This is a genomic window from Spartinivicinus poritis (assembly GCF_028858535.1).
Lineage (GTDB): Bacteria > Pseudomonadota > Gammaproteobacteria > Pseudomonadales > Zooshikellaceae > Spartinivicinus > Spartinivicinus poritis.
This window is the reverse complement of record NZ_JAPMOU010000004.1, coordinates 154,957-177,661: the sequence shown is the minus strand read 5'-3', so window position 1 is coordinate 177,661 and position 22,705 is coordinate 154,957. Positions and strand designations below refer to the sequence as shown.

Here is a 22,705-nt window from a genome sequence, read left to right as displayed (position 1 = left end):
TACTCCATTGATAGCAAGTTTGTTTTTTTTTAATCTAAAATGGTTCGATATACTTCTTCTAACGATGTTAGTTTATTACGAGCCAAGCTAAGTGCTTGTTGTGTGAGCGGTGTCATACCTTCTTTTATAGCTGCATTTTTAATAAGCTCAGCACCACTACCATTAATAGTTGCTTGACGAATTTCATTGCTCATAATCAGTAACTCATAAACGGCATGCCGGCCTGAATAACCTGTGTTACGGCAGTGGTCGCAACCTTTACCTCGATAAAAAGTTTCTTCATCTTTCAAACCCAGAGAAGAGTGAACACCAGCCCTTACTTTTTCTTCCACTAAGCAATGTTTACAGTTACAACGAACAAGCCGCTGGGCTAAAACACCTAACAAGGAAGTATTTACAAGATAAGGATCAATACCAATTTCTAGTAAACGTGCTATAGTTGTTGCTGCACTATTAGTATGTAACGTAGAGAGTACTATATGTCCTGTAAGGCTACATTCAATAGCCATTTGTGCTGTCTCTAAATCTCTTATCTCACCTACCATAAGCACATCAGGGTCATGTCTTAGAATATGCCTTAATGCCCTTGAAAAAGTGTAGCCAATCGAGTGGTTGACTTGTATTTGTACAAGACCGTCAATATGATATTCAACCGGATCTTCTACGGTAACAACATTAACATTACGCATTTTTATTTCTTGTAAAGCGGCATAAAGGGTTGTTGATTTTCCGGAGCCAGTAGGTCCTGTCACTAGAATAATACCATTTGATCGGTGTAATAAATTAGTAAATAAGGTTAAGTCTTTTTCTGAGAAACCAATACCAGATAAATTCTTCATGCCATACTTTGCATCAAGAATTCTTATAACTGCGCTTTCTCCATAAATAGTAGGTATAACTGAAAACCGTAAGTCAATTTGCCGATCACCTTTTTTTAAATAAGCCTGTCCATCCTGTGGTAAATGGTGTGCAGCAAGGTCCATTCCTGACATGACTTTTAACCTGCTTATGATGGGGGCTAGTAGCCCTTTAGTAAATGTTCGTATTTTAATTAAGCTACCATCAATTCTAAATAATAAATCTATCCCGTTTTCACAAGGTCTCAAATGTATGTCGGAGGCCTTGCTACCAATAGCATCAAGAATCATATTATGAACAAGTTTTACAATAGGCTTTTTTTGGCCAAGTAATAGGTTGTCTTTGCTAGTTAGCTTGTTTCCTTCATGGTAGTTGCTTTTAAACTCTTCTAATGCTTCAAGTTCACTACTGGTCCCGTATAGTCTTGCTATTGCGAACTCAATATCTTTTCTCTCTGCAATTACAGGCTCAATAACAAAATTGGTTAAAAAACTTAAATATTTTATAGTTTGGCTTTTTAGTGGCAACGTCATTGCTATGACTAGTTTTTCTCCAAGATCTAATACTGGCAATACAGTATGGTCTCTAGCGACTTCTTCAGGTAAAAGATTTATAATATTTAGGTCAAATTCTAAATCTATAAGTGACACAAAAGGCATACCTAATTTATAAGCTAAAACACGCTGAAACTCTCTTTCTGTTATAATATTTTTACTTATTAAGTAGTGGCCAATGTCTGAGTCAGCGTTCAGTTTATTTAAATATTTAATATTTTCATGTCTTGCTTCTTGTGACAGAAAACCGAATACAATAAGTAAAATATCCAGGCGATAAGATACCGGAGTACTCGCAGCTTCCAGCCTTTTAAGTAAAAGGCTGGAAGACTTGATAGGTTCGGGAAGAGGTTGAACACTTAAGTTAGTGGTATTATGGCCAGGCATAAGCTTAACCTTAACCTAAAAATTGTTGTAAAGGTAAGCTGGTTAAATAGTTGATCATAGGTGATATCAATTTCTTCAACAGCGCTTTATAATTCTAGCAAATTTTTTTGGTAATCATACATAAGCAGGTAAAAATATTGTTATATAATTGTTTATTATATTAATTGCAAAATTATTTCTAATTAATATAGTGCGCCTATATTTTTGAAAGTAAAAAATAACTAGTGAGTTACATCCTTATTATAGTATCCAAAATTTTTATAGTAGCAGTGACTGACTTCAGGGGTAAACAATCATTAGATATGCCTGAAAATGCTAATTCGCTCGCATGTTGGTTATTATTCACAAGCGCTGAAAGTTAGCATAATAAAACAATCGTTAATAATATTATTGTTGTGTTAAATCAACTTACATCGTATGTTTGCCCTGCATTATGTAAGGGGTTATATAGACTTGCATTATCTTGTTTTTTATATAAGGCTAGAAAGCTATTATTAAGAAGTGGAGTAAGCTTTAGCAAACTATAAGAACTATATATAAAAGTCCTCGTAGTCATTTAAATGAGCAGCTACGAGGAATTACTAGAATTAAATGATATTGGTGATTGTCCCTTTTTTTATAGATCCTTATTTATCTTTCCTTGCTGTTAATTATTACATGTTTGCTCGGTGTGGAAACAGTTAACTTCAGCTGCTTGTAAGTTGATGGCGGTAATAGTTAATGCCCATATAATAATAGCCAATGCCATCCGAGCTAACATAGGTTACTCCTTTAAAAATTGGTTGGTTATTGATCATTGTCGTGTGCTTATTTTACTTGACAGTTAGAGTAATGGCAGCTCTAAAGTAATCTTTTGATTATAATAAAAAGCAATGATTGATATAAGTCAACAAGAGCTTTTATGGGGGGGTATGCTCATCAAACATTGTTTTGGTGTTATTTTTGTATTGTTGTTAAGTTGTAATTGATTACAGTTAACTTATGATGGTTTGCCACTGTATTATTGGTTTAAAGATACAGAAAAAAATAATTACACTGGGTCGGGCGTAAAAAATGCTTGGTCATTAGTAATTAAAGGCAAAAAAACAACGATGTTTAGTGGGGTAGAAAAGTAATATCATGCTCAAATGTAAAGGGAGTCATTACTCCCTTTAGTAAACACTATTGTAAGTGCCTCACTAGCTGTATTATACCCGTCGCGAATCATTTTTAGGTTTTGTTATCTTCATTCCTCACCCCAGTCACCTATTAATATAGGCTCATGGGGGCAAGTCTACTACTGTAAGACTTGCGGTAGCAACTTTAATTGATATAAAAAGTGCTACTGGAACTCGTCACTTGATGGCTTGCCGATAACGCTCTTTTATCAGTTAATGCTATTATTGCTAGCCTCACCTCTGTAGGCTAGCCCTAAAAACCCTTCGCATTGGGTATATTAAGCCAACTGCTCAATACTTTCTTTGGTTATAGTAGTGATTTTTTTCCAATCGCTATTTTCGATGGCGTCTTTAGATACTACCCAGCTACCGCCTATACAGATCACATTATTTAAGGCTAAGTACTCAGCGGCATTGTCTAAATTGATTCCGCCGGTTGGGCAGAATTTTACCTGGCCAAATGGGCCTGAAAATGCTTTTAGTGCTGCTGTTCCTCCGTTTATGGCGGCAGGGAAGAATTTGAACCGTTGATAGCCTTTTTCCAGCCCCATCATTAATTCGGAGCCAGTAGCAATACCTGGTAATAGTGGGATATTAGCTGTTACGCCGGCTGCTAATAAATCATCAGTGCTGCCTGGCGTTACTATAAATTGTGCGCCTGCCTCTTGCGCTTGTTTTAATAGCTCGCGATTGGTGACTGTGCCTGCTCCAATCCAGGCTTCTGGTAGTTTTTTTCTTAGCTCAGCAATGGCAGTTAAGCCATATTCAGAACGTAAGGTGATTTCTAATACATTGATACCGCCTGCTAATAATGCCTCTGCTAAAGGTAATGCCTGTTCAGCAGAATTAATTGTAATAACAGGCATTATCAGAGACTGACTACAAATGTGGTCAATTTGGCTGGTGATAGACGTTGGCAGTTGTGTTGTCATATTTCTTAAAACCTTTAATCCCTAACTATGGACTCCAATAGACTGTCAATGGCAACTGGCTGCGGAGAAATGCTCTGATTGGCATGTCTTCTATGGGTCCATCCTCACAGGCAGTTTGTAAGGTATTTAATTTATCTGTTCCGCAAAGATGTAAAATAATCTGTTTGGCTTGTTTTAATGAGGCAAAGGTTAAACTCATTCGCTCATGGGGAGCGTGCATTGGGGTGATAGCAAGGCAGTGGTTAGGGTTATTGGGATCTAACCCCTCTGCCAGGCGTGTAGATTCTGGAAATAAAGAAGCGGTATGCCCGTCATTGCCCATTCCCAGCACTACCACATCAAATGGGTAAGGTAATTTGCCTAATAGATTGTTACATTCAGTTTCGCCTGCTGTAGCTAAATCATGGTGATTTTTTAAACCGGTAAAACTAGCTTTAGCGGCATGCTGTTGTAATAGGTGTTGGCGGATTAATCGTTCATTGCTCGCTTCATCATCAGGATTTACCCAACGCTCGTCGGCTAGCGTGATATAAACTTTTTCCCATTCAATGTCCGTATTGGCCAATTGCTTAAATAATGGAATAGGGGTGCGTCCTCCAGATAAAATCAGAGTGGCATGCCCTTTTTCTGCAATAGCTTTAGTTAGTTGTTTGGTAATATCCGTGGCTAGGGCAGTTGTTAGCTGATCAGCATTATCAAAATTAGCCAGTTTGTTATTTAACAACGCTTCTAGCTGATTAAGCTGAGTCTTCATACCAGGATCTCCCGTCTCGAGTAATCATTGCAATTGAAGAAACCGGCCCCCAGGAGCCTGCAGGATATTTTTGTGGGCGGGTATTTTGGTCTTCCCAGCCCTGAATAATTCGATCACACCAACGCCAGGCGTATTCCACTTCATCACGCCGGACAAACAGATATTGATTGCCTTTCATCAGCTCTAACAGCAGACGCTCATAAGCATCAGGGATTCGATCGGCGTGGAATGTGTCGGAAAAACTTAATTGTAAAGGCCCAGCTCTTAACCGCATACCTTTATCCAAGCCTTGGTCTTTAGTCATCACCTGTAGTGAAATACCTTCGTCAGGCTGGAGGCGGATAATTAATTTATTGCTGGCAATGCTCCGCTGCTCGGGTGCAAAAATATAATGAGGTTGTTGTTTAAAGTGGATAATGATTTGCGACAGTTTTTCAGGCATCCGTTTACCTGTTCTAAGGTAAAAGGGGACATTGGCCCAACGCCAGTTGTTGATCATTACTTTTAGTGAAACAAACGACTCAGTACTACTGCTGGATTTGGCATTCTCTTCTTCTAAATAGCCAGGTACTGGTTTGCCGTCAATAGTACCAGCGCCGTATTGGCCACGTACTACATGTGTCGTCAATAGCTCTGGTGTAATAGGCTGTAGTGCCTTGAGTACTTTTACTTTTTCATCACGGATACTGTCTGCTGATAAGTCACTGGGTGGATCCATTGCAATTAAACAGAGTAATTGCAGAAGGTGATTTTGGACCATATCTCGCAGTTGTCCTGCTTTGTCAAAATACCCCCAGCGGCCTTCAATACCCACTTTTTCAGCTACAGTGATTTCAATGTGATCGATATGATTTAAATCCCACTGTGAGCCAAACAAATTATTGGCAAACCTTAACGCGATAAGGTTTTGAACAGTTTCTTTCCCTAAATAGTGGTCAATACGATAGATTTGGCATTCATCAAAATACTTAGCCACTTGATCGTTAATTTCGCAAGATGAGGCTAGGTCGTAACCAATAGGCTTTTCTAGTACTACACGAGTTTTGCTGTCTATTAGCTGGTGCTTAGACAAGTTTTCACAAATGGGGCCATAAACGGAGGCTGGTGTGGCAAAATAACATATCAAGCGATGCTTTACCTTTGCTCGGGTGGCAACCAGCTGGTCATAGCCTTCTTCTGTGGCAAAATCCAGCTTGATATATTGAAGCCGACTACAAAAACGTTGTAGTACTTCGTTATCAAGCTCGTCTGCTGGAATGTATTTTTTCAGGTGTTCTGTAACATTTTCTTTAAAGCCCGGTTGGTCGACATGATCGCGAGCCAGCCCGATCATGCGTGTTTCTGCATCCAGCAGGCCTGCTTTATCCAGCTGAAACAGAGAAGGAAATAGCTTTCGGAGTGCCAGGTCTCCTTGAGCACCAAATATAGCTAAGTCACAAACTTTGTCTTGATTGGAATTCATACTGACAACCAGCTTTCATAGTATCGATCAATTTGTAGTTATCTAATTACTTTTTTAGCCTGATGATAGGGCTAAAACCTTGATATTGCAATTTTGTTTGTTAAATTTACTACATATCAGTAGAGTAAGTAGTATGATGTTATAAGTTTGGACCATTTAAATACTGGTAGGACTATGTAAGCCAAGTTATGATAAGCCGCGTTTTTAGACTCAGTATAGTCAGCCTAAAGGGGTGTACCCTGAGTTACCGCGTACTTTCTCATATAGAGGGTGTCGCAAAAGTTATATTTAGCTCCCTCTCCCTCTGGGAGAGGGCTGGGGTGAGGGTGAAGTTACTTTAAAGTCTCCGCTACGCGGACTCACTCATCCTAACCTTCTCCCTACAGGGGAGAAGGAACTTGATTTTAAGTACTTTTGCGACAGCTACTATGTCTGGGGTGGTTTATTCACTGTGCTTGGCAAAGTACTGATTTGTATAGCCAAAGAACATCGCTTTTAGCGGCAGCGATTGCCCTGAAGGCATATCTGTTACTTAACCGGTCTTCTGATTGCTTTATGAATCGACCTATAAATTTAATTGAGCGTATTAAAACCAGTTTAGATACGCTAAATCGTTCAGAGCGCAAAGTAGCTGATGTGATTTTGAAAGACCCACATTCTGCTACGCGCTACAGTATCGCTGCCTTAGCTCAAGAAGCAGGTGTAAGTGAGCCTACTGTTAACCGGTTTTGCCGTAGTTTTGATGCGAAAGGCTATCCAGATTTCAAGTTGCAGTTAGCCCAAAGCCTGGCCAGTGGTACCCCTTATGTCAGTCGTAATGTAGAGCAAGATGATACTGCTCAAGAGTACACAGACAAGATTTTTTCTTTCAGTATCGCCAGCTTGGACGCGGCCAGACAAAGTATTGATGCTAATGAAATCACCAAGGCAGTAGACTATCTGATTCAAGCAAAACAAATTAGCTTTTTTGGGGTAGGTGCCTCTGGCCCAGTAGCAATGGATGCCCAGCACAAATTTTTCCGTTTTAATATCCCTGTAATGGCTTATGATGACTTTTTAATGCAAAGAATGGTGGCATCAGTTGCTAGAACGGGCGATGTCATCGTCATTATTTCCTACACTGGTCGTACAAGAGAATTAGTCGAAGTTGCCAAAATAGGCCGCGAAGCTGGCGCTACCGTGATAGGTATTACTGCTCCAGACTCTTATTTAGCAGAAGAGTGCACCCTGACAATTGGAGTAACCACCCAGGAAGATACTGACGTATATATGCCCATGGCATCGCGGATGGTGCATTTAACCGTACTGGATGTATTAGCAACAGGTGTTACTTTGAAGCGTGGGGTAGATTTTCAAAAACACCTGAAGGCAATAAAAGACAGCTTAAAAGCGAGCCGGATGCCGGTAAAGAAGTAATGCCTTTATAAGTTACTTTTTGTGTACAAGGATGTGCTCTTAGTTGGTGGCCAAGTTTTCCGGCAAATATTTTTGATTAAAATTTTTATGATTAAAGTAGTTATATTATCTGTTCTGGAAGATCATTGTTTCCTGTATTAAAAGTTGGATATAAATTTTTAATACAGTATTGTTTTTAATGTATAAAGCTCAGCATAGTTCCTACATTTTTTATTTATCAAAGATTTGATTTAGGTTGCGGAAGCCTTTTATTTCTATAGGGTTGCCAGATGGGTCAGAAAAAAACATGGTGTATTGCTCGCCTGGTTGGCCTTTAAATCTAATAGTAGGGGAGATAATAAAATTGATGTTTTTCTTGCATAGGCGGTCAGCAAGTTTATTCCACTCATTTAGTTCTAATATGAGCCCAATATGAGGCATGGGTACTTTATGTTCTCCCACTATGCCTGTTAATGTTCTTGTAAAAGGTGTTCCTAAATGTAGGGATATCTGATGATTAAAAAAGTTAAAATCAATCCAGGTGTCAGTACTGCGCCCTTCCTTACAGCCTAATGTATTTCCGTAAAACTCTCTAGCTTCAGATAAATCATTAACATGATAAGCAATATGAAAAAATGACTGCATAATTGTATTTCCTGAGTTGTTTTCTATAAAATTTATCCTAACTTATTCAGTAGTAGTAGGAAACGGGTTGCTACTGAAAATTACTGTTGCTAATCATTAGGGAATCTTATGGATGTACGTTTTTTAAAAAGCTTATTGGCTGTGATTGATAAAGGGTCAATCGCTGATGCAGCAAGACATGAAAATTTAACCTCATCTGCTGTTAGTCAGCGTATTCAAGCTTTGGAAAGGGAATTGGGAGTAACATTATTCTCTCGGATTGGAAATACGGCTAAACCAACGGAAAGCTGCATGCGGCTGGTGCCTCGGGCCAGAAAAATTGTTCAAGAGATTCAAGCATTAAAAACTGATTTAGACCCAGTAGGGCTAACGGGAGAGCTGCGTATTGGCGCTATATCAACAGCATTAACGGGCTTAATACCACAGCTAATGAAAAAGTTAATGACTCAAGCACCAGATGTTAAACTGAGCATAGTGCCAGGAACCTCTGCCTCATTATATGAAAGGTTAATAGCTGAAGAGTTGGATGCTATTGTAGTGGTTGATCCGCCTTTTGATACACCAAAAATGATGAAAAAAATAACACTCTATGTAGAGCCTCTAGTCTTTATAAAATCAAAGTCAGTATCTTTGCCTATTGCAGAGGCTATACAAAGTAAGCCGTATATTCAGTACGACCCACATTCGTGGGGTGGACGGTTAGCGACAGAATATTTGCATGATCAACAAATAACGGTAGATCCTTTGTGTGATTTAGATGGTTTGGAAGCAATTGCCATATTGGTATCCGAAGGTGTAGGAGTAAGCTTAATCCCTTATTGGCAAGGCCTTGAAAAAATTGCAAATGATATTGTCATTAGCAATGTGGATGTTAAAAAGTACCAAAGAGAGATTACGCTGTTACATCCAGTACAAACTATTAACTCTCGTTTAATAAGTTTTTTAGTTGGTTTGATTAATGAAGAATAAGTTTAGTTAGTTATTTTAGTTGATTCCCATAAATTTTTTGAATTAATGACTTTAATATGATAACCATCGTAAATAGTGAGTATGGCATCATGATGTGCTTTGTTCCTGTCTGCACAGCAATCTTCTAGAATATAGACTTCATATCCCTTACAAAAGGCTGAGTTAGCAGAAAACATAACGCACGCTTTAGTTAATACACCACACATGTACAATCTTTTTATATTATTACATTTTAAATAGGCTTCAAACTCGTCACCAATACTATGAAATAAATCGTAGGTCCACTTTATAAACACTGCTTCATTCTTCAGCTCTTTTGCATAGGGCTCGGGAGATCCTTCACCTAATGCAATATTTCCCGGTGGATGGAGTTTATTCCACCAGGGAATCCATGTGCTCTTTTTGTTGTTATCTTTCTCTCGGATATGAATAACGGGCACTTTATTTTTCCTCGCATTTTCCAGTAGTGAACGAATGTTATCGGGAAAATGAGGGAATTGCTCAAGTAAACTGGCTTGTTGTTGTTCTAATAAAGTTCTTGTATCGCTTATATAATCAGACTGAACATCTATAATAACAACTGCACTATTGGCTAAGTCAGGTTTTTCTTTATTCATTGCAAATGTTTTTTTTCATAAATTAGTGAAAGTAGGAGGCACCATTGATATCAATGGTTGCACCAGTTGCATGATTTGAAAGGCCGGAAAGTAAAAATGCAATTATATTGGCCACTTCTTCTGGTGGCGCTGGCTTGCCTGTAGGTACTTCATTAAGCAATGCTTCATTACCAGGCTTAGCTAATTTTGCCTGGATACGATCTGTGTTGATCCACCCTGGAGCAATATTAAATGCATAAATTCTATCTTTTGCATAAGCTTTAGCGATTGAGCGAGTCAGTGAAACAATAGCGCCTTTTGAGGCTGCATAATGCATCATATCAGGTAAGTCCCCCCTGAATGCTGCTCTACTGGCTAAATTAATAATTACACCACCAGTGTATTGTTGATAATGTGTTATTGCATAACGGCATAAATCTGCAACCGCGACGACATTGATATCTAAGGTTGCTTGCCATAAATCTCTCCACTCTTGTGTTGGGGAGTCAATGGCTGCAGGTGACTCAAAAGCCGCATTGTTGACTACTCCATCAAGAGTGCCTTGCCAGTCAAGGGCATTTTGCCATAATCGATCGACTTCTTCTGGCCTAGCTAAGTTAGCTTGAACTGGATGACAATGGTCAGAGCCGTATTCTTTTTGTAGCAAGCCAATATTTTCTGAAGCACTATTATAATGCAGAATTAATTTAGCCTCTGCTTTTAATAGGCATTTAGCTGTAGCCAAGCCAATTCCACCAGAGGCACCGGTTAGTAAAATTGTTTTATTTTTAAGAGAGATCACTGATATCGCTCCACCTTTAAGCACATTCCAGAAGTATAGAACTGTAACTTAAGAGGGATGACTGTTGTATCAGAAAAAACTGGCGCTCTGCTTAAGAATTTCTGTCGATGTTTATCCTATCTATAAGTAAATTGATATATGTTCGCACTTTAAGCGGTACTTGCTGACTATAAGGGTGAATACAATAAACTTCCCTTGGTTCAGATCTTACATGGGGAAAGACTTGTACTAGTTTACCTTGTTTAATTAAGTCTTGGGCATATATATCAGGTAATAAGGCAATGCCTAATGCTTGCTCAGCGATATTAACAGCTGAAGGCAGGGTATTAACCCTAAACTGATGTTGTAGTTTTAGCTTAATTTTTTCACCATTCCATAAAAGTGTTTGTTGTTTGCGTCTTTCCTGCCAGCTGGTTGCTATATGAGGAAGGGCGGCCAGCTGTTCTGGTTGGTTGATCTCACCTAATTGTTCCAACTTGGCTGGGGCTGCACAGAAAATTTCGGTTAATTCACCTAATTTTCTAGCTTTGTAGTTGCTGTCGGGTAATGCGCCGACGCTAATGGCTATATCAATTTTATGGCTAAGTAAGTCTAAACGTTGGTCATTAATAATTAATTTTGGCTCAATTTTAGGGAATAACTTACACAGCTGAGTGAGTGTCGGTAGTATCAACTGGCTCTCAAAAGCATGGGGGGCGGTAATAACGAGTGGGCCTTCAGGGCTGCTGGCTTGGGACTGTACCTCCTCGAAGGATATATTGACTAGCTCCTTAATGGATTGGCAGCGGCGGGCAAAAACCCGGCCTTCTTCGGTTAAGCTGAGCCGGCGAGTAGAGCGGTTCATCAGTCTAACCCCTAACTCCTCTTCTAGCAGGCTGATATGCTGGCTAACCCCTGAACGAGTATGCCCTAGCATTTCTGCTGCACGGGTAAATGAGCCAGTTTGGACAACTTCTGCAAACACTAACATGCGGTAAATACTTTTCATAAAACCTGCTCACTAATTATTGTTCAATAATTTTAACCAAACTTTTCATGAAAAGACTAATTATCAATATAATAAATACTAATATAATGGTACTCAAGTTAACAGATGAATACGGAGCAAGCACATGAGTCATGTTAAGTCAGTTGAAGAGCAAGTATTAGCGACGAGTAAGCAATGGATTGAAACCTTTAATAAGGGAGATGCCAAAGGTTGTTCAGAAGGCTATGTAGTTGATGCAGTAATGGATGCCAGGCCTGTCGGACAATTTGTCGGGCGCGAATCAATTCTGGCATTTTGGCAGCAATTTATTCAGTCTACTGGGGCCTCTGAATTAATTTATAAAGATGTCAATGTTGACGTGTTGGACGAGAATAATGCTGTTTTGTCTGCAAATTGGCAAATGAATGTAGGTCGTGGCTATATCAGCAAAGAGTTATGGCAGCGACAGGGAAATGGCCAATGGCTGTTGGTTGAGGATGATTTCACAGTAGTAGAGCAGTTTTAAGAAAATAAAATACGGTTTTACCTAATATATGGTTAAGGTAAAATGCTTTTTTAAATAGAATTTTTTCTATATAAGATAATTATTAGAGGTGCCCTATACTACTATTAATATATGGTTTATAGGGTTGCTGATATGTACCTACTTTTAGGCTTTCTCTTGCTAGTCTCTAATTTTGTATATGCAACTAATCAGTTAACTGTTCGTTTGACTAATGGAGAGTGGCTTCCCTATCAGTCGGAAAATCTTAAGCATTATGGTGTTGCTTCTCACATAGTGACAGAGGCATTTAGGAGTGTGGATGTTAAAGTAGACTATGTTTTTATGCCATGGAAAAGGGCTTATATTGAAGCAAAAGAAGGGCGATTCGATGGCTCCCTTATCTGGAGTCTTGACCCTGATCGTGAAAAGGAGTTTTTCTTCAGTGATATTATCATTCATGGAAGGTCAGTACTATTTCACTTGAAGTCTATGCCCTTTGATTGGAAAGACTACTCAGATTTTGTCAGTGTAAAAGTGGGTGGTGTGATTGGTTATAAATACCAATTTGAATCAAACAAAGATATTAAGATTGAAAGAGCTTATTCTGAAATAGCCATATTTAAAATGTTATTGAATAGAAGAGTTGATATACTGCCATCTGATTTAGATGCAGGCTATGCTATTTTATATAGTAACTTTTCTGAAGATGAAGTAAAGAATGTGACGCATCATCCTCGACCATATAATACTACAACCTATCACTTAATTTTAAGTAAAAAAGTCAAACAGAATGAAAAAATAATAAAGTTGTTTAATACTGGCCTTAAAAAGTTGAAAGCTAGTGGTAAATATGATACCTATTTTGAAAACGCTCGAAGAGGACTATATAAAAAGTAAATTTGACTAAGGGAACCACTGGCGCGAATGTTTTTAGTCTTTGTTTGTTAATAGTTCTTCTAGTTTCATCTTGAAATGGTTTGATGTATATGTCCTGTAGTTTTTGGCGACAGTCTGCAGGTAGAGGATTAGGCTTTTCATTTTTGCTAGATGAACAGCTCAGCTAGCTTTGGGTTGAGCAGTATAATAGCCGCAGCTGTAATGGCCACTATAACAAAAATAAGGATGGGGCCAACAATTAATTTAAGGGTTTTTTTGTTGACTATTGAATCCACTTTATTTTCAGGGTCGGTCCATACACTTAAAATTTTTTTAGTTACTATGGATAACCCGACAAAGGCTTCTAAACATCGGTATCCAACTATTATAATAAGAAGAATAAAAGCTAACCCATTAAGAAAGGAGTTCCAGCTGCCTAAGCTAAACATAATAATTGCAAAAAATACTACTAAAAAGATAGCGTTTGTTGCTATCTTTTTATTTGTTAATGCAATCAAAAATAAAGGCAGGAATAAAATACTCAAGATAATTAAAAATAACTGCATTTGTTTTTAAAACCTACCCTGCTATAGGTAAACGCTATTTACCTAACAAAGCAAACTCGTTACTATTTGCAATAGTTAAATTATAACCTGGAGAATACCAATGGAAAAGGTAATTATTATTACTGGAGCAAGTCGTGGTATTGGTGCGGCTACGGCATTACTGGCTGCTGAGCAGGGTTATGCTGTTTGTGTTAACTATCACAAAGACCACACTGCTGCTGAAAAAGTAGTCAGCGCAATTCAGGCTGCGGGCGGTAAGGCTATTGCTGTTGCTGCCGATGTGAGTAAGGAGACAGAGGTTAAGCATTTATTTGAACTAACGGAAAGAGAGCTAGGTCCTGTTACTGGCTTAGTTAATAATGCGGGTGTACTTGATCAACAAACTAAATTTGAACACATGTCAGTTGAGCGTTGGCAACGTATTTTTAATATAAATGTTATTGGTAGTATGCTTTGTGCTCGTGAAGCGATCCTGCAAATGTCTACTCAGCATGGGGGGCAGGGTGGGGCAATAGTCAATGTATCCTCTACCGCCTCATTTATTGGTGGGGCTAATGAATATGTTGATTATGCAGCCTCTAAAGGGGCTATTGATAGCTTGACGATAGGTTTGGCTAAAGAGGTGGCTGCTGAAGGTATAAGGGTGAACGCTGTTAGGCCAGGGATGATTTATACTGATATCCACGCCAGTGGTGGTGAACCAGGTCGTGTTGACCGATTAAAAGAAGTTATTCCGATGAAACGGGGTGGTACTGCTGAAGAAGTAGCCAATGCAATTATGTGGCTGTTATCTGAGCAAGCTTCATACTGCTCTGGTAGTTTTATTGAGCTGGCAGGCGCCAGGCGTTAAGTAGAAGTGATATGTGAGTATTTTTGACACCTAAAAATGATTCATGTGGGGTATATGCCTGCTGTAAATCAAATAAGTTTTGATCTGTTGGTTTATCATGAAGACAAGAGCAAAAGGTGAGGATGTAGTATGCTGATGAAGTTAGCAGTATTTAACACCCATAGTTATGATAAAGCATTTTTTACTGAAGCAAACGAGCAGTGTGGTTTGTCTATTAGTTATTTTGAACCTCGTTTAACAGCAGAAACTGCAAAGTTGGCTGAAAACTATCCAGCAGTTTGTGCGTTTGTTAATGATGTTATTGATGAAGAAGTCATAGAGCAGCTTGCAAAGGGAGGCACTCGGTTAATTGCTTTACGCGCTGCTGGTTATAATAATGTGGATTTGGCTGCTGCTAAGCAGCATGGTATTACCGTTGCGAATGTGCCAGCTTATTCACCAGAGTCTGTTGCAGAGTATACTGTTGGTCTAATGCTAACATTAAACCGTAAAATACATCGAGCCTATAATCGAGTAAAAGAAAATAATTTTGCTTTAAATGGATTTATTGGTTTTGATTTTCATAACTGTACGGTTGGTGTTATTGGCACTGGCAGGATTGGAACTGCGGTAGTAAAAATTTTAAGCGGAATGGGTTGTAAAATACTTGCTCATGATATTGTAGAAAGTAACGACTGCATTGATGTGGGCGTTAATTATGTAGGTCTTTCTGAGCTACTGGCTGAATCTGATGTAATTACATTACATTGTCCTATGACGGAGGACAATTATCATATTATTGATGAGCAAGCTATTAAGACAATGAAAGAAGGAGTAATGTTAATTAATACCAGCAGAGGTGGTTTAATTGATACAGAAGCTGTAATTGAAGGCTTAAAATCTGGAAAAATTAGCAATCTAGGGCTTGATGTTTACGAAAATGAAAAACCAATGCTTTATGATGACCACTCTAATGAGTTACTGCTCGATGATGTGTTGGGTAGGCTGTTAACGTTTCCTAATGTGCTGATTACCGGACATCAAGGTTTTTTCACAAAAGATGCACTTAGCTCAATAGCCAGCACTACTCTGTTTAATGCAAAGTGTTTTTATGAGGGTATAGCGTCAGGGAATGAGCTTTAGCTGGTTCCACTAGCACTTTTTATATTAAAGGTGTCCCCTTTATTGATTGGTTGCTGTCGTTTGCTTTGAGTAGCGCAGCAGCTCTAGGACACCTTATCACTCTATATTTTCCTGCTTTTGTCTGTGGGTTACTAAGCCTTACTTTGTAAAGTAAAAAGGCTTTTGAAAGACTTTACTCTGTGTTTGATAAAGCTTGATACCCAGTATTTATAGATAATAACTAATATTAGCTTCGCCATATGACGACGAGTTCCATAATACATACAGCACCAAGGAGCATGTTCAAGGGGGCCCTCGTATAATACATTTGGAAAAACGAGCCTTTGTAATTTTGCTACTTTAGGTTCAATAGATGCGCCGAGCATATAACGTTTGCCTAAGGACAAGTAATCATAAAATGTCATCAGATAAACCCAACCCCGTTTAAATGAGCTAAGTTCATTGCTCATCCATATACAACAACCTTCCACTAAGTCATCTTGTGATGGGGTGCTGCTTTGTAATATGGCTTCTTTGGGGATATCAGAAAGATAGCGATGTGGAATGTTTGAGTTTAATACATAACCACCAATTAGTTCGGAATTTTTATTGTAAATACCGCGTACAATTGAAGCAGCTTCAAGGTATCTACTGTCAACATGATTTCCAGAAATATAGTGATATTTATTTTTGAATTCTTGTAGACTTTGTTTATCTTTAATTACTCTTGTTGAAGTCACTTTCATTTTTAATCTAACACTCATAACGTCCGGGTGCTATAGTATTTTGAGGGTCTATAGCTTGTTTAATTATCTTTCTTAAAGAAAGGGCATCTTGTTCTAGTCCATCGTTAAGAGGCATTTCATCAACAGCTCTTCTGTAAGGTATCCAACCTAGCTCAATATATTTTTTTCTTAGTTTTTTTATAGTTTCGTGAGCTAACTGCGTTTCATCGAAATTTGATGTATCATAATATAAACTGATAATGGCCTGACAAAGACTTGATGTAACAGCTGTTAATGTCACAGCCATTTCAAAACCTGCTTGTTCAAACTCATTCTCTGTTATAGATAAGAGTTTTTCGACGTCTTTTCCGATCATTGGTAGAGAGGGAGCAAGCCAGAAAAAGCCACAGCCATTATCAATTGGATCTATATCTATTCGAGGGACACTATTTTTATTTCTCCAATAACAGCCTTTAAGAGCAACATTATCTGGAATACCTTCAAAAATTCCCATTGCTTTCGATATTTCAGTAACTTTATTATTGGCTGTTTCAATTTGAGGTATCCAACTCGCGTGGCATGATAACCAGTTGACTAAAGATTGAGCTTTTTGGAAAAGGCTGTAGGGAATAGTATATACTTTTGCTACTTTATGTAGCTTTTTTCTAATTCTTTTGGCTTTTGCTTTGGCAACAGAGGTATTTCCAAAGATGGAAAACGTAGCCATCCAGGGGGATATTTTAAGCTTTTTCAGCAAGTCATTGATATCACTTTTATTGGAGCCTATTTTGGTATCCCACCTGGTAAAATCAAACTGAGAAAACATACCAAGCATACGATAATGGTTGCCTATATGTGGTAATGCATCAACAGTTCCTTCAGACTTAAGCTCTCGCATTGCATTGATGTACTCACCAATTGCAGCATGATCCTTAAGCTTAACTATACAGCGTAAACTACACTCAGGACGAGGGATTAATTCAATCCTAACTTTAGTGACAACCCCTATATTATTTTGAGTAAATATTTCGTGAATTCCAGCACTTAACCCTATGCGGCCAGCATATTTACCTGGTGGTGATAGATTATAAATATTGCCATTAGCTAGTATTAACTCGGTAATAGCGAAGTGGCGCACACGATAACCTAGTGGAGAGTGGCCAAATCCCCTTTCTAGTATATTGCCCATAATACTAGTATTTGGCCCAGCTCCTGTACAATCCATCATCCAGTCTGTATTTTTTAGGAAGTTAGCAAGTTGTCCTTGTGTTACCCCTGGCTCAATTTCTACACTCCCTAATACTGGATCAAAGTCAATAATACGATTCATTTTATGCATATCTAAAACAATGCAACCTGTTTTAGGGGGGCAGCTCTTTCCATAGCCCCAATTTTTGCCACATGAAACTGGATAGACAGGGGCTTTTTGTTTGGATGCAGTGGATATGATTTGCTGTACTTCTGTACTGCTTTTGGGGTATGTTACTCCAGTAATTTCCCTTTGATGCAAGCCTAGGCCACTAAAAGATTTATTTTCTAATAATTCTTTATAAGACAGAACCTTGATCTTTGATAACTCGTCATTAATCGGGGTGGAAATTTTTTCTTGTGCCTCCAAAATGTAAACTCCTAACTAGGGCAAATAAGTTATCTTTAGATAACAAAAAAATAGTTACTCTTTTAAAAAGTTATCTTTCAAATCGAACTTATTGTGATTACTTACTTTTATAACTGGATTGAGTAAATAAGTTGACATTGTAATGTTATTTTAATGTTGTTGTATAGACCTGGAAATAATTTGATTTTTGTAAGTTAAAAATAAATGTGTGTATAAAATAACTTACTTACTATGAGTTGGTTGTATTTAGTCGCTTTAGGTATGTAAGGATAGCATTTAGCTATATTTGACTGGATAGTCTTGAAAGTGTTTAAAGTCAATTAATGCTCAATTGTTAATTTTTAGATTGACTGATAAATGAGCTTTGGTGAGTGATTACTAGAACATCCTCGGTTTATGATATTTTTGCAATGATCTATGCAACTAAAAGAGAGTTCTGAAAGGCATAACAAATACTAGAGGTGCCCCTATAATATACTCTTCTTGGAAGATATCTAAACCTCTAGGGTACTTGATCTTCATTGCTAATCAACAAAGATAGTAATGTATGATGGTATGGATACCACCAATTAGAGTAATGCAGGAGCAATTGCTAAGGAGCATTTTATTGTCAGGTTTATGGTGTTTTGGCATTCAGTAGTTGTACCTAAAAAACATTCGCTTTGACTATATCAGGTATAAGATTATTTAGTATTAACTTCTTTGCCTTGATTAAACTTTTAATCGTAATATTTGTAAATCGCTTTAAAAGCTTTGTTTTCTAGTCTGTGTAGCGCTTAGAGTAGTGTCTTTATCAAATAAAAGCATTATTCATTGTTTTTTATAAGTAGGGAGTAGCTTATTCCTGAAAACTCTTTGTCAGCTGAAAAACCATCTTCTATCTTTAGATTCCTAAAAAATATTATTATTTTTCCTTGTGTTTAAAAATAATGAATTGTCATAAGTTTCTTCAGTTAGCACTTATATTTTAAATAATAATAAGTAACAGGATAAGTTGTGCATTTACTTAGTAAATAGGTAGGTTGATTTTTAAATGTAAACATGGAGAGTTCAATGATGAAAAATAAAACTTTAACAGTATTTGGTGTGTTGGTATCTAGTGCTATAACTGTTTCTAGTCATGCTGCTGATATAAAAAACTATCAAGGTACACATTGTGTGCCGATTACCTCTAGTAGCTCTTATTCATCTGAATACAGATATAGCCATCCTTTTGGATATATTCAGAATAAATCGTCTTCAAAGTGGCTTTATCTTGAATGTCCGCTAGTTAGAGACGATACAACCGCTAATAACCAAGCATCTGCTGGTTATGTAAGAGTAAAAGATCGTAATGCAGCAGACGATGTAGAGTGTGCTTTTTATCGTGTCTATGATACCGGCACCGTTGCGAGTGGCTATGTAAAGCGCTCAAGTGGCTCTTCAACTACAATGCAGCAACTTGACTTTCCAAACTTAAATCAAGGAGGAGCAAAATATACTATGCATATGAAGTGTAAGTTACCACCTTCAACAACATTATATTCATACTCAGCTAATGAATTATAAATTTAGCAATAAAAATGAATAGAATTTAATGCCACGTTAGCTAATGCCTGTGTTATGTAGCAGGTATTAGCTGTTTTATGCTATTAGGTAGGAAACGAGAATAGATATGATTCGGGAAATAGATTAAACGTTAATAGCTATAAAATAGGGAAATAGGTGTAATATATGGAAAGGTCGATTGTTAAACATTATTTTTTTACTTTGTTTTTGATAATTATTGTTTCATCAGTAGTTAATGTTTTATTTTTATACTTTCAAGAAGCAAACAAAACAGTGCAAAAAGGGAGTTATGACACTAATAATCTTAACGTTCACAATGTTGAAGTTGAATTATTAGGTTTAAAAAAACAACTAGGCCAATTAGCCGTAGCGATAAAGCCAGAGCAAGCAACCATTAACTCTTATGAGTTAATATTGCAGGATATTAATAAGCTATCAGAGCAAATTAATAAATATCATCCAACTGTCGAAACTGCTATTAATGAGGTGAGTGAAGCAGACAGTAAAGTAAGTATAGATAGTAATACAGATATTGATCCAATGCTTTTAGCAGAACAGCAGCATTTGTCTCAACCCGTTGATGGTGAATGGGCTTCTGAAGCTATTTTTTCGATTCAGCAGGCAATATCTGTTGGAGAGATTGAAGGCGCTTATCTCGATAATATTGACTGTAGAACTAATAGTTGTAAATTAAATTTAAGCTTTGAAAAAGCAGGTCAGGTAGAGCCTGCAATAGATCAAATTGTAAGCAGAGTTAACTGGGATCACCAACATACACTTAAAATGAGTGAAAAAGGCTTACAAATTATATTTTCAGCACAATCCTTATAAAAGAGCGCCCCATAGATGAAGTGGTTCATTCATTTTATTTTACGCACACACCACTAATCAGTAGGTGCATAGTAGCTTAGAAACATTTTAACTGTAGAGTCAATAACTCTATCCAGTTGGTCATTATCAGGAAGTGGGGTGCCTTTGACTATTTGAGGCCAGAAACTCTATTTCTTGTAAAGCAAGTTTGCGTAGTTGCCTTTCCATTGTCTGGCTCAAGCATATAGACACCTCTAATAATTGTTTGCTGCTACTGGTGTTATTAGAGGTACCCTTAATTTAGCTGGTGAGTTCTCCACACTGGCTTTCTTGCATTTTTTGACGAATGTCTTCTACTGATAAATCCTGAGCTAATAAATAGTGTAACTTGGTAAAAGCAGCTTCTAAGGTCATGTCATAGCCACCAATAATACCTGTATCGGCCAGGGCAAATCCAGTCGCATAGCTGGATTGGTCAACTCGGCCTTGAATGCACTGAGTTAAATTAACTAGCACAATATCCTGTTCATTAGCTTTAGTTAGGGCTTTAAGTAGCGCTTTATCATTGTCAGGAGCATTGCCTACCCCATAAGTCTGGAGAATGATTCCTTTTGTATCAAGCTCGGCAACTTTGTCGATAAGCTCTGCTGGCATACCTGGATACAGCACTAACGGAATGACACGCCATTGGCGGTAGCTCTCTGGCAAGATAAATATTGGGTCTGCACTGGAGGGAGGTAACAAAGCAGATTGGTTGATTTCAATATGAATGCCTACCTGACCTAACCAAGGGTAATTGGGTGTATCAAATGCATCAAAGCCAGTGGCTTTTAACTTGCTGGTACGATTACCGCGTAATAATCGTCCATTAAAGTACAAGCATACTTCAGGAATCTGGTAATGACTTGCCAAGATCATGGCTGTTACTAAATTGTCCTGCGCATCATTGCGGATTTCGCTTAATGGTATTTGTGAGCCAGTAACAATCACTGGCTTATTAATCCCCTGTAGCATAAATGATAATGCAGAAGCTGTATAAGCCATGGTGTCAGTACCATGGAGAATGATAAAGCCATCATAATCGTTGTAACGGTCAGCAATATCCTTTGCAATGGTTAACCAGTTTTCAGGAATAATATTGCTACTGTCTATTAACTGATCATATTCATGTAGTTCATAGTCAGGCATATTGGCTGACATATGACCAGGAATTTTATTTGCGATTAGTGCATCTAGCCCACTCATTGGAACATAGCCTTTTTCAGAGCGCTGCATTCCAATAGTGCCGCCTGTATAGGCAATGTATATTTTTTTCTTCATCAGCCATCACCTGTTGTCGAACAAAGCGTAAGGATAAAGTGTTAGTGGGTCGTTGCCTAGTGGGGCAAGTAAAATAAGGTCACTAATGTTTAAGGAGAAAAGCTACTAGTGCTTAGCTAGTACAGCTCAGTGGCTTAGGTGCTAGAGGTTAGTACCAATGATTATGATATGGAGAAAACACTTACCAATAGATAACAGAAAGCCCGTCAGATGACGGGCTTTATATCAGATTAACAGCGTTAATCTAACACATTGAGCTCTACTCGACGATTGCGGGCTCTACCTGAGTCGGTACTGTTATCAGCAACAGGGCGTGACTCACCATAGCCTACTGCTCTTAAGTCACCCGTTCTAATACCACGGCTAATTAAATAACTGCGAACAGAGTTTGCACGTCTTTGAGATAAGTCTCTGTTGTATTGATTGCTACCAATATTGTCTGTATGACCACCTAACTCAAGACGAGTACCAGCGTGTAATTTGAGTTTTTCAGCTACGGTATTTAAATACTCTTTAGCTGCCCAGGTAAGTTTGTCAGAGTTAAACTCAAACTCAACACCATCAAGTTTTAGAGCTTCAACACAACCTAAAGCATTAACTTTGGCACCAGGAGGTGTATTGGGGCAATGGTCTTTATTATCTGTAACGCCATCATTATCCGAATCTAGCAGGCAGCCGCGAGCATTTACTTTGGCTCCAGCTGGTGTATTTGGGCATTCATCGCGATAGTCTGGTACACCATCATTATCTGAATCTAAAGCACAACCGTGTACATCAACTGCAGCACCTTTAGGCGTTGCAGGACATTTATCTCGACTATTTGGTACCCCATCACCATCGCTATCGGACTCTCGGTTCATTAGTGCACAGGTGATACCCCCAATAAGTGCACCACCTACTGCACCAATAGCGGCGTCTTCAGAATCTTCAAATGAGCCTATTACCGCGCCTGTAGTTGCACCTACATAAGCACAATTGCGCCAGTCTTCATACCAAGGGCCTTGAGTGGCACAACCAGTTAAAATCAGTGGAAGTACCAACAAAGCAGACAGCTTCCTGCTAAAGATTGGTTTTTTCATATTCATCTCCATGTTTAATGTTGGCAAGCTAGCAAAGCAAAGATCAGTATAGTTAACACTGAGCTACTCTAGCCTTTTTTGTAAAAAATAATTTAACCCCAAGACAACATAACTAATACAAATAGTATACAACCTAAGCCGGCTATAATTATGATAGCAATATTACTATTAATGTAGGATATACGCATCTTGTTATGTATCTTATTTATGGCAACTCAATGCGACTGAA

Annotated in this window: 22 protein-coding genes and 1 pseudogene; 9 read left to right on the top strand and 14 right to left on the bottom strand. The window is 38.1% G+C overall.

What is annotated here, in order from left to right; all coding sequences use genetic code 11:
- Positions 1–29: 29 nt before the first annotated feature.
- Positions 30–1,799 (bottom strand): GspE/PulE family protein, encoded by a 1,770-nt coding sequence (locus ORQ98_RS05145; protein ID WP_274687713.1) that lies wholly within the window; start codon positions 1,797–1,799, stop codon positions 30–32.
- 983 nt (positions 1,800–2,782) lie between these two features.
- Here ORQ98_RS05145 and ORQ98_RS29555 point away from each other — a divergent pair.
- Positions 2,783–2,914 (top strand): annotated as a pseudogene (locus ORQ98_RS29555) (hypothetical protein); the annotation flags it as partial.
- 320 nt (positions 2,915–3,234) lie between these two features.
- Here ORQ98_RS29555 and ORQ98_RS05140 read toward each other — a convergent pair.
- The 3 genes from ORQ98_RS05140 to zwf are packed head-to-tail and all read right to left on the bottom strand — an operon-like array spanning position 3,235 to position 6,104.
- A complete protein-coding gene (locus ORQ98_RS05140) occupies positions 3,235–3,888 on the bottom strand; it encodes a bifunctional 4-hydroxy-2-oxoglutarate aldolase/2-dehydro-3-deoxy-phosphogluconate aldolase (protein WP_274687712.1) in 654 nt (217 codons plus the stop codon).
- Positions 3,889–3,913: 25 nt separating this feature from the next.
- Positions 3,914–4,642: a 6-phosphogluconolactonase gene (pgl, locus tag ORQ98_RS05135; protein WP_274687711.1), complete on the bottom strand. Its 729-nt coding sequence runs from the start codon at positions 4,640–4,642 to the stop codon at positions 3,914–3,916.
- Positions 4,626–6,104 carry a glucose-6-phosphate dehydrogenase gene (zwf, locus tag ORQ98_RS05130; protein WP_274687710.1) on the bottom strand — a complete coding sequence of 493 codons (1,479 nt, stop codon included), beginning with the start codon at positions 6,102–6,104 and terminating at the stop codon, positions 4,626–4,628. The genes pgl and zwf overlap by 17 nt, the downstream gene beginning before the upstream one ends.
- Before the next feature lie 555 nt (positions 6,105–6,659).
- Here zwf and ORQ98_RS05125 point away from each other — a divergent pair.
- Positions 6,660–7,520 carry a MurR/RpiR family transcriptional regulator gene (locus ORQ98_RS05125; RefSeq protein ID WP_274687709.1) on the top strand — a complete coding sequence of 287 codons (861 nt, stop codon included), beginning with the start codon at positions 6,660–6,662 and terminating at the stop codon, positions 7,518–7,520.
- 210 nt (positions 7,521–7,730) lie between these two features.
- Here ORQ98_RS05125 and ORQ98_RS05120 read toward each other — a convergent pair whose 3' ends face one another.
- On the bottom strand, positions 7,731–8,144 hold the full coding sequence (locus tag ORQ98_RS05120; protein ID WP_274687708.1) for a VOC family protein: 414 nt from the start codon (positions 8,142–8,144) through the stop codon (positions 7,731–7,733).
- A 108-nt stretch (positions 8,145–8,252) separates the two neighbouring features.
- Between ORQ98_RS05120 and ORQ98_RS05115 the strand changes: the two genes are divergently transcribed.
- On the top strand, positions 8,253–9,113 hold the full coding sequence (locus tag ORQ98_RS05115) for a LysR family transcriptional regulator (protein ID WP_274687707.1): 861 nt from the start codon (positions 8,253–8,255) through the stop codon (positions 9,111–9,113).
- 2 nt (positions 9,114–9,115) lie between these two features.
- On the opposite strand, the gene ORQ98_RS05110 is transcribed toward ORQ98_RS05115, so the two are convergent.
- The 3 genes from ORQ98_RS05110 to ORQ98_RS05100 all read right to left on the bottom strand — a co-directional run bounded on the left by ORQ98_RS05110 (position 9,116) and on the right by ORQ98_RS05100 (position 11,499).
- On the bottom strand, positions 9,116–9,730 hold the full coding sequence (locus ORQ98_RS05110) for a cysteine hydrolase family protein (protein ID WP_274687706.1): 615 nt from the start codon (positions 9,728–9,730) through the stop codon (positions 9,116–9,118).
- Between the two features lie 22 nt (positions 9,731–9,752).
- The gene (locus ORQ98_RS05105; RefSeq protein WP_274687705.1) at positions 9,753–10,511 is read right to left on the bottom strand and encodes an SDR family NAD(P)-dependent oxidoreductase; all 759 of its coding nucleotides are present in this window, start codon (positions 10,509–10,511) and stop codon (positions 9,753–9,755) included.
- A gap of 91 nt (positions 10,512–10,602) precedes the next feature.
- Positions 10,603–11,499 carry a LysR family transcriptional regulator gene (locus ORQ98_RS05100; RefSeq protein WP_274687704.1) on the bottom strand — a complete coding sequence of 299 codons (897 nt, stop codon included), beginning with the start codon at positions 11,497–11,499 and terminating at the stop codon, positions 10,603–10,605.
- Positions 11,500–11,623: 124 nt separating this feature from the next.
- Here ORQ98_RS05100 and ORQ98_RS05095 point away from each other — a divergent pair, with 124 nt between their 5' ends.
- Positions 11,624–12,004, top strand: coding sequence for a YybH family protein (locus ORQ98_RS05095; protein ID WP_274687703.1), 381 nt, complete (start codon positions 11,624–11,626; stop codon positions 12,002–12,004).
- 132 nt (positions 12,005–12,136) lie between these two features.
- A complete protein-coding gene (locus ORQ98_RS05090) occupies positions 12,137–12,880 on the top strand; it encodes a substrate-binding periplasmic protein (RefSeq protein WP_274687702.1) in 744 nt (247 codons plus the stop codon).
- Positions 12,881–13,026: 146 nt separating this feature from the next.
- Here the strand turns inward: ORQ98_RS05090 and ORQ98_RS05085 are convergent, their stop codons facing one another.
- Positions 13,027–13,425, bottom strand: a complete 399-nt coding sequence (locus tag ORQ98_RS05085) for a hypothetical protein (RefSeq protein WP_274687701.1) — start codon at positions 13,423–13,425, stop codon at positions 13,027–13,029.
- 100 nt (positions 13,426–13,525) lie between these two features.
- Between ORQ98_RS05085 and ORQ98_RS05080 the strand changes: the two genes are divergently transcribed.
- Together ORQ98_RS05080 and ORQ98_RS05075 are read left to right on the top strand one after the other, a co-directional pair.
- Positions 13,526–14,275 carry an SDR family oxidoreductase gene (locus tag ORQ98_RS05080; RefSeq protein ID WP_274687700.1) on the top strand — a complete coding sequence of 250 codons (750 nt, stop codon included), beginning with the start codon at positions 13,526–13,528 and terminating at the stop codon, positions 14,273–14,275.
- Between the two features lie 129 nt (positions 14,276–14,404).
- Positions 14,405–15,397, top strand: coding sequence for a 2-hydroxyacid dehydrogenase (locus ORQ98_RS05075; protein ID WP_274687699.1), 993 nt, complete (start codon positions 14,405–14,407; stop codon positions 15,395–15,397).
- A 131-nt stretch (positions 15,398–15,528) separates the two neighbouring features.
- Here the strand turns inward: ORQ98_RS05075 and ORQ98_RS05070 are convergent, their stop codons facing one another.
- Together ORQ98_RS05070 and ORQ98_RS05065 are read right to left on the bottom strand one after the other, a co-directional pair.
- Entirely contained in the window at positions 15,529–16,140 is a 612-nt protein-coding gene (locus ORQ98_RS05070; RefSeq protein ID WP_274687698.1) for a hypothetical protein, read from the bottom strand.
- Complete coding sequence (locus tag ORQ98_RS05065; protein ID WP_274687697.1) at positions 16,130–17,719, bottom strand: FAD-binding oxidoreductase; 1,590 nt, start codon at positions 17,717–17,719, stop codon at positions 16,130–16,132. The genes ORQ98_RS05070 and ORQ98_RS05065 overlap by 11 nt, the downstream gene beginning before the upstream one ends.
- Positions 17,720–18,772: 1,053 nt before the next feature.
- On the opposite strand from ORQ98_RS05065, the gene ORQ98_RS05060 reads away from it, so the two are divergent.
- Together ORQ98_RS05060 and ORQ98_RS05055 are read left to right on the top strand one after the other, a co-directional pair.
- Positions 18,773–19,267 carry a hypothetical protein gene (locus tag ORQ98_RS05060; protein WP_274687696.1) on the top strand — a complete coding sequence of 165 codons (495 nt, stop codon included), beginning with the start codon at positions 18,773–18,775 and terminating at the stop codon, positions 19,265–19,267.
- 207 nt (positions 19,268–19,474) lie between these two features.
- Positions 19,475–20,098 (top strand): hypothetical protein, encoded by a 624-nt coding sequence (locus tag ORQ98_RS05055; RefSeq protein ID WP_274687695.1) that lies wholly within the window; start codon positions 19,475–19,477, stop codon positions 20,096–20,098.
- 53 nt (positions 20,099–20,151) lie between these two features.
- Here the strand turns inward: ORQ98_RS05055 and ORQ98_RS29550 are convergent, their stop codons facing one another.
- From ORQ98_RS29550 to ORQ98_RS05045, 3 genes are all read right to left on the bottom strand, one after another.
- Positions 20,152–20,250, bottom strand: a complete 99-nt coding sequence (locus ORQ98_RS29550) for a TetR family transcriptional regulator C-terminal domain-containing protein (RefSeq protein ID WP_425347665.1) — start codon at positions 20,248–20,250, stop codon at positions 20,152–20,154.
- A gap of 127 nt (positions 20,251–20,377) precedes the next feature.
- Positions 20,378–21,397: an asparaginase gene (gene ansA / locus ORQ98_RS05050; RefSeq protein WP_274687694.1), complete on the bottom strand. Its 1,020-nt coding sequence runs from the start codon at positions 21,395–21,397 to the stop codon at positions 20,378–20,380.
- A gap of 239 nt (positions 21,398–21,636) precedes the next feature.
- The gene (locus ORQ98_RS05045) at positions 21,637–22,476 is read right to left on the bottom strand and encodes an OmpA family protein (RefSeq protein ID WP_274687693.1); all 840 of its coding nucleotides are present in this window, start codon (positions 22,474–22,476) and stop codon (positions 21,637–21,639) included.
- Positions 22,477–22,705 lie beyond the last annotated feature (229 nt).

Coding starts and splice junctions, on each gene's coding strand:
- ORQ98_RS05145 (WP_274687713.1), bottom strand. CDS start 1,799: ATGCCTGGCCATAATACCACTAACTTAAGTGTTCAACCTCTTCCCGAA.
- ORQ98_RS05140 (WP_274687712.1), bottom strand. CDS start 3,888: ATGACAACACAACTGCCAACGTCTATCACCAGCCAAATTGACCACATT.
- pgl (WP_274687711.1), bottom strand. CDS start 4,642: ATGAAGACTCAGCTTAATCAGCTAGAAGCGTTGTTAAATAACAAACTG.
- zwf (WP_274687710.1), bottom strand. CDS start 6,104: ATGAATTCCAATCAAGACAAAGTTTGTGACTTAGCTATATTTGGTGCT.
- ORQ98_RS05125 (WP_274687709.1), top strand. CDS start 6,660: ATGAATCGACCTATAAATTTAATTGAGCGTATTAAAACCAGTTTAGAT.
- ORQ98_RS05120 (WP_274687708.1), bottom strand. CDS start 8,144: ATGCAGTCATTTTTTCATATTGCTTATCATGTTAATGATTTATCTGAA.
- ORQ98_RS05115 (WP_274687707.1), top strand. CDS start 8,253: ATGGATGTACGTTTTTTAAAAAGCTTATTGGCTGTGATTGATAAAGGG.
- ORQ98_RS05110 (WP_274687706.1), bottom strand. CDS start 9,730: ATGAATAAAGAAAAACCTGACTTAGCCAATAGTGCAGTTGTTATTATA.
- ORQ98_RS05100 (WP_274687704.1), bottom strand. CDS start 11,499: ATGAAAAGTATTTACCGCATGTTAGTGTTTGCAGAAGTTGTCCAAACT.
- ORQ98_RS05095 (WP_274687703.1), top strand. CDS start 11,624: ATGAGTCATGTTAAGTCAGTTGAAGAGCAAGTATTAGCGACGAGTAAG.
- ORQ98_RS05090 (WP_274687702.1), top strand. CDS start 12,137: ATGTACCTACTTTTAGGCTTTCTCTTGCTAGTCTCTAATTTTGTATAT.
- ORQ98_RS05085 (WP_274687701.1), bottom strand. CDS start 13,425: ATGCAGTTATTTTTAATTATCTTGAGTATTTTATTCCTGCCTTTATTT.
- ORQ98_RS05080 (WP_274687700.1), top strand. CDS start 13,526: ATGGAAAAGGTAATTATTATTACTGGAGCAAGTCGTGGTATTGGTGCG.
- ORQ98_RS05075 (WP_274687699.1), top strand. CDS start 14,405: ATGCTGATGAAGTTAGCAGTATTTAACACCCATAGTTATGATAAAGCA.
- ORQ98_RS05070 (WP_274687698.1), bottom strand. CDS start 16,140: ATGAGTGTTAGATTAAAAATGAAAGTGACTTCAACAAGAGTAATTAAA.
- ORQ98_RS05060 (WP_274687696.1), top strand. CDS start 18,773: ATGATGAAAAATAAAACTTTAACAGTATTTGGTGTGTTGGTATCTAGT.
- ansA (WP_274687694.1), bottom strand. CDS start 21,397: ATGAAGAAAAAAATATACATTGCCTATACAGGCGGCACTATTGGAATG.
- ORQ98_RS05045 (WP_274687693.1), bottom strand. CDS start 22,476: ATGAAAAAACCAATCTTTAGCAGGAAGCTGTCTGCTTTGTTGGTACTT.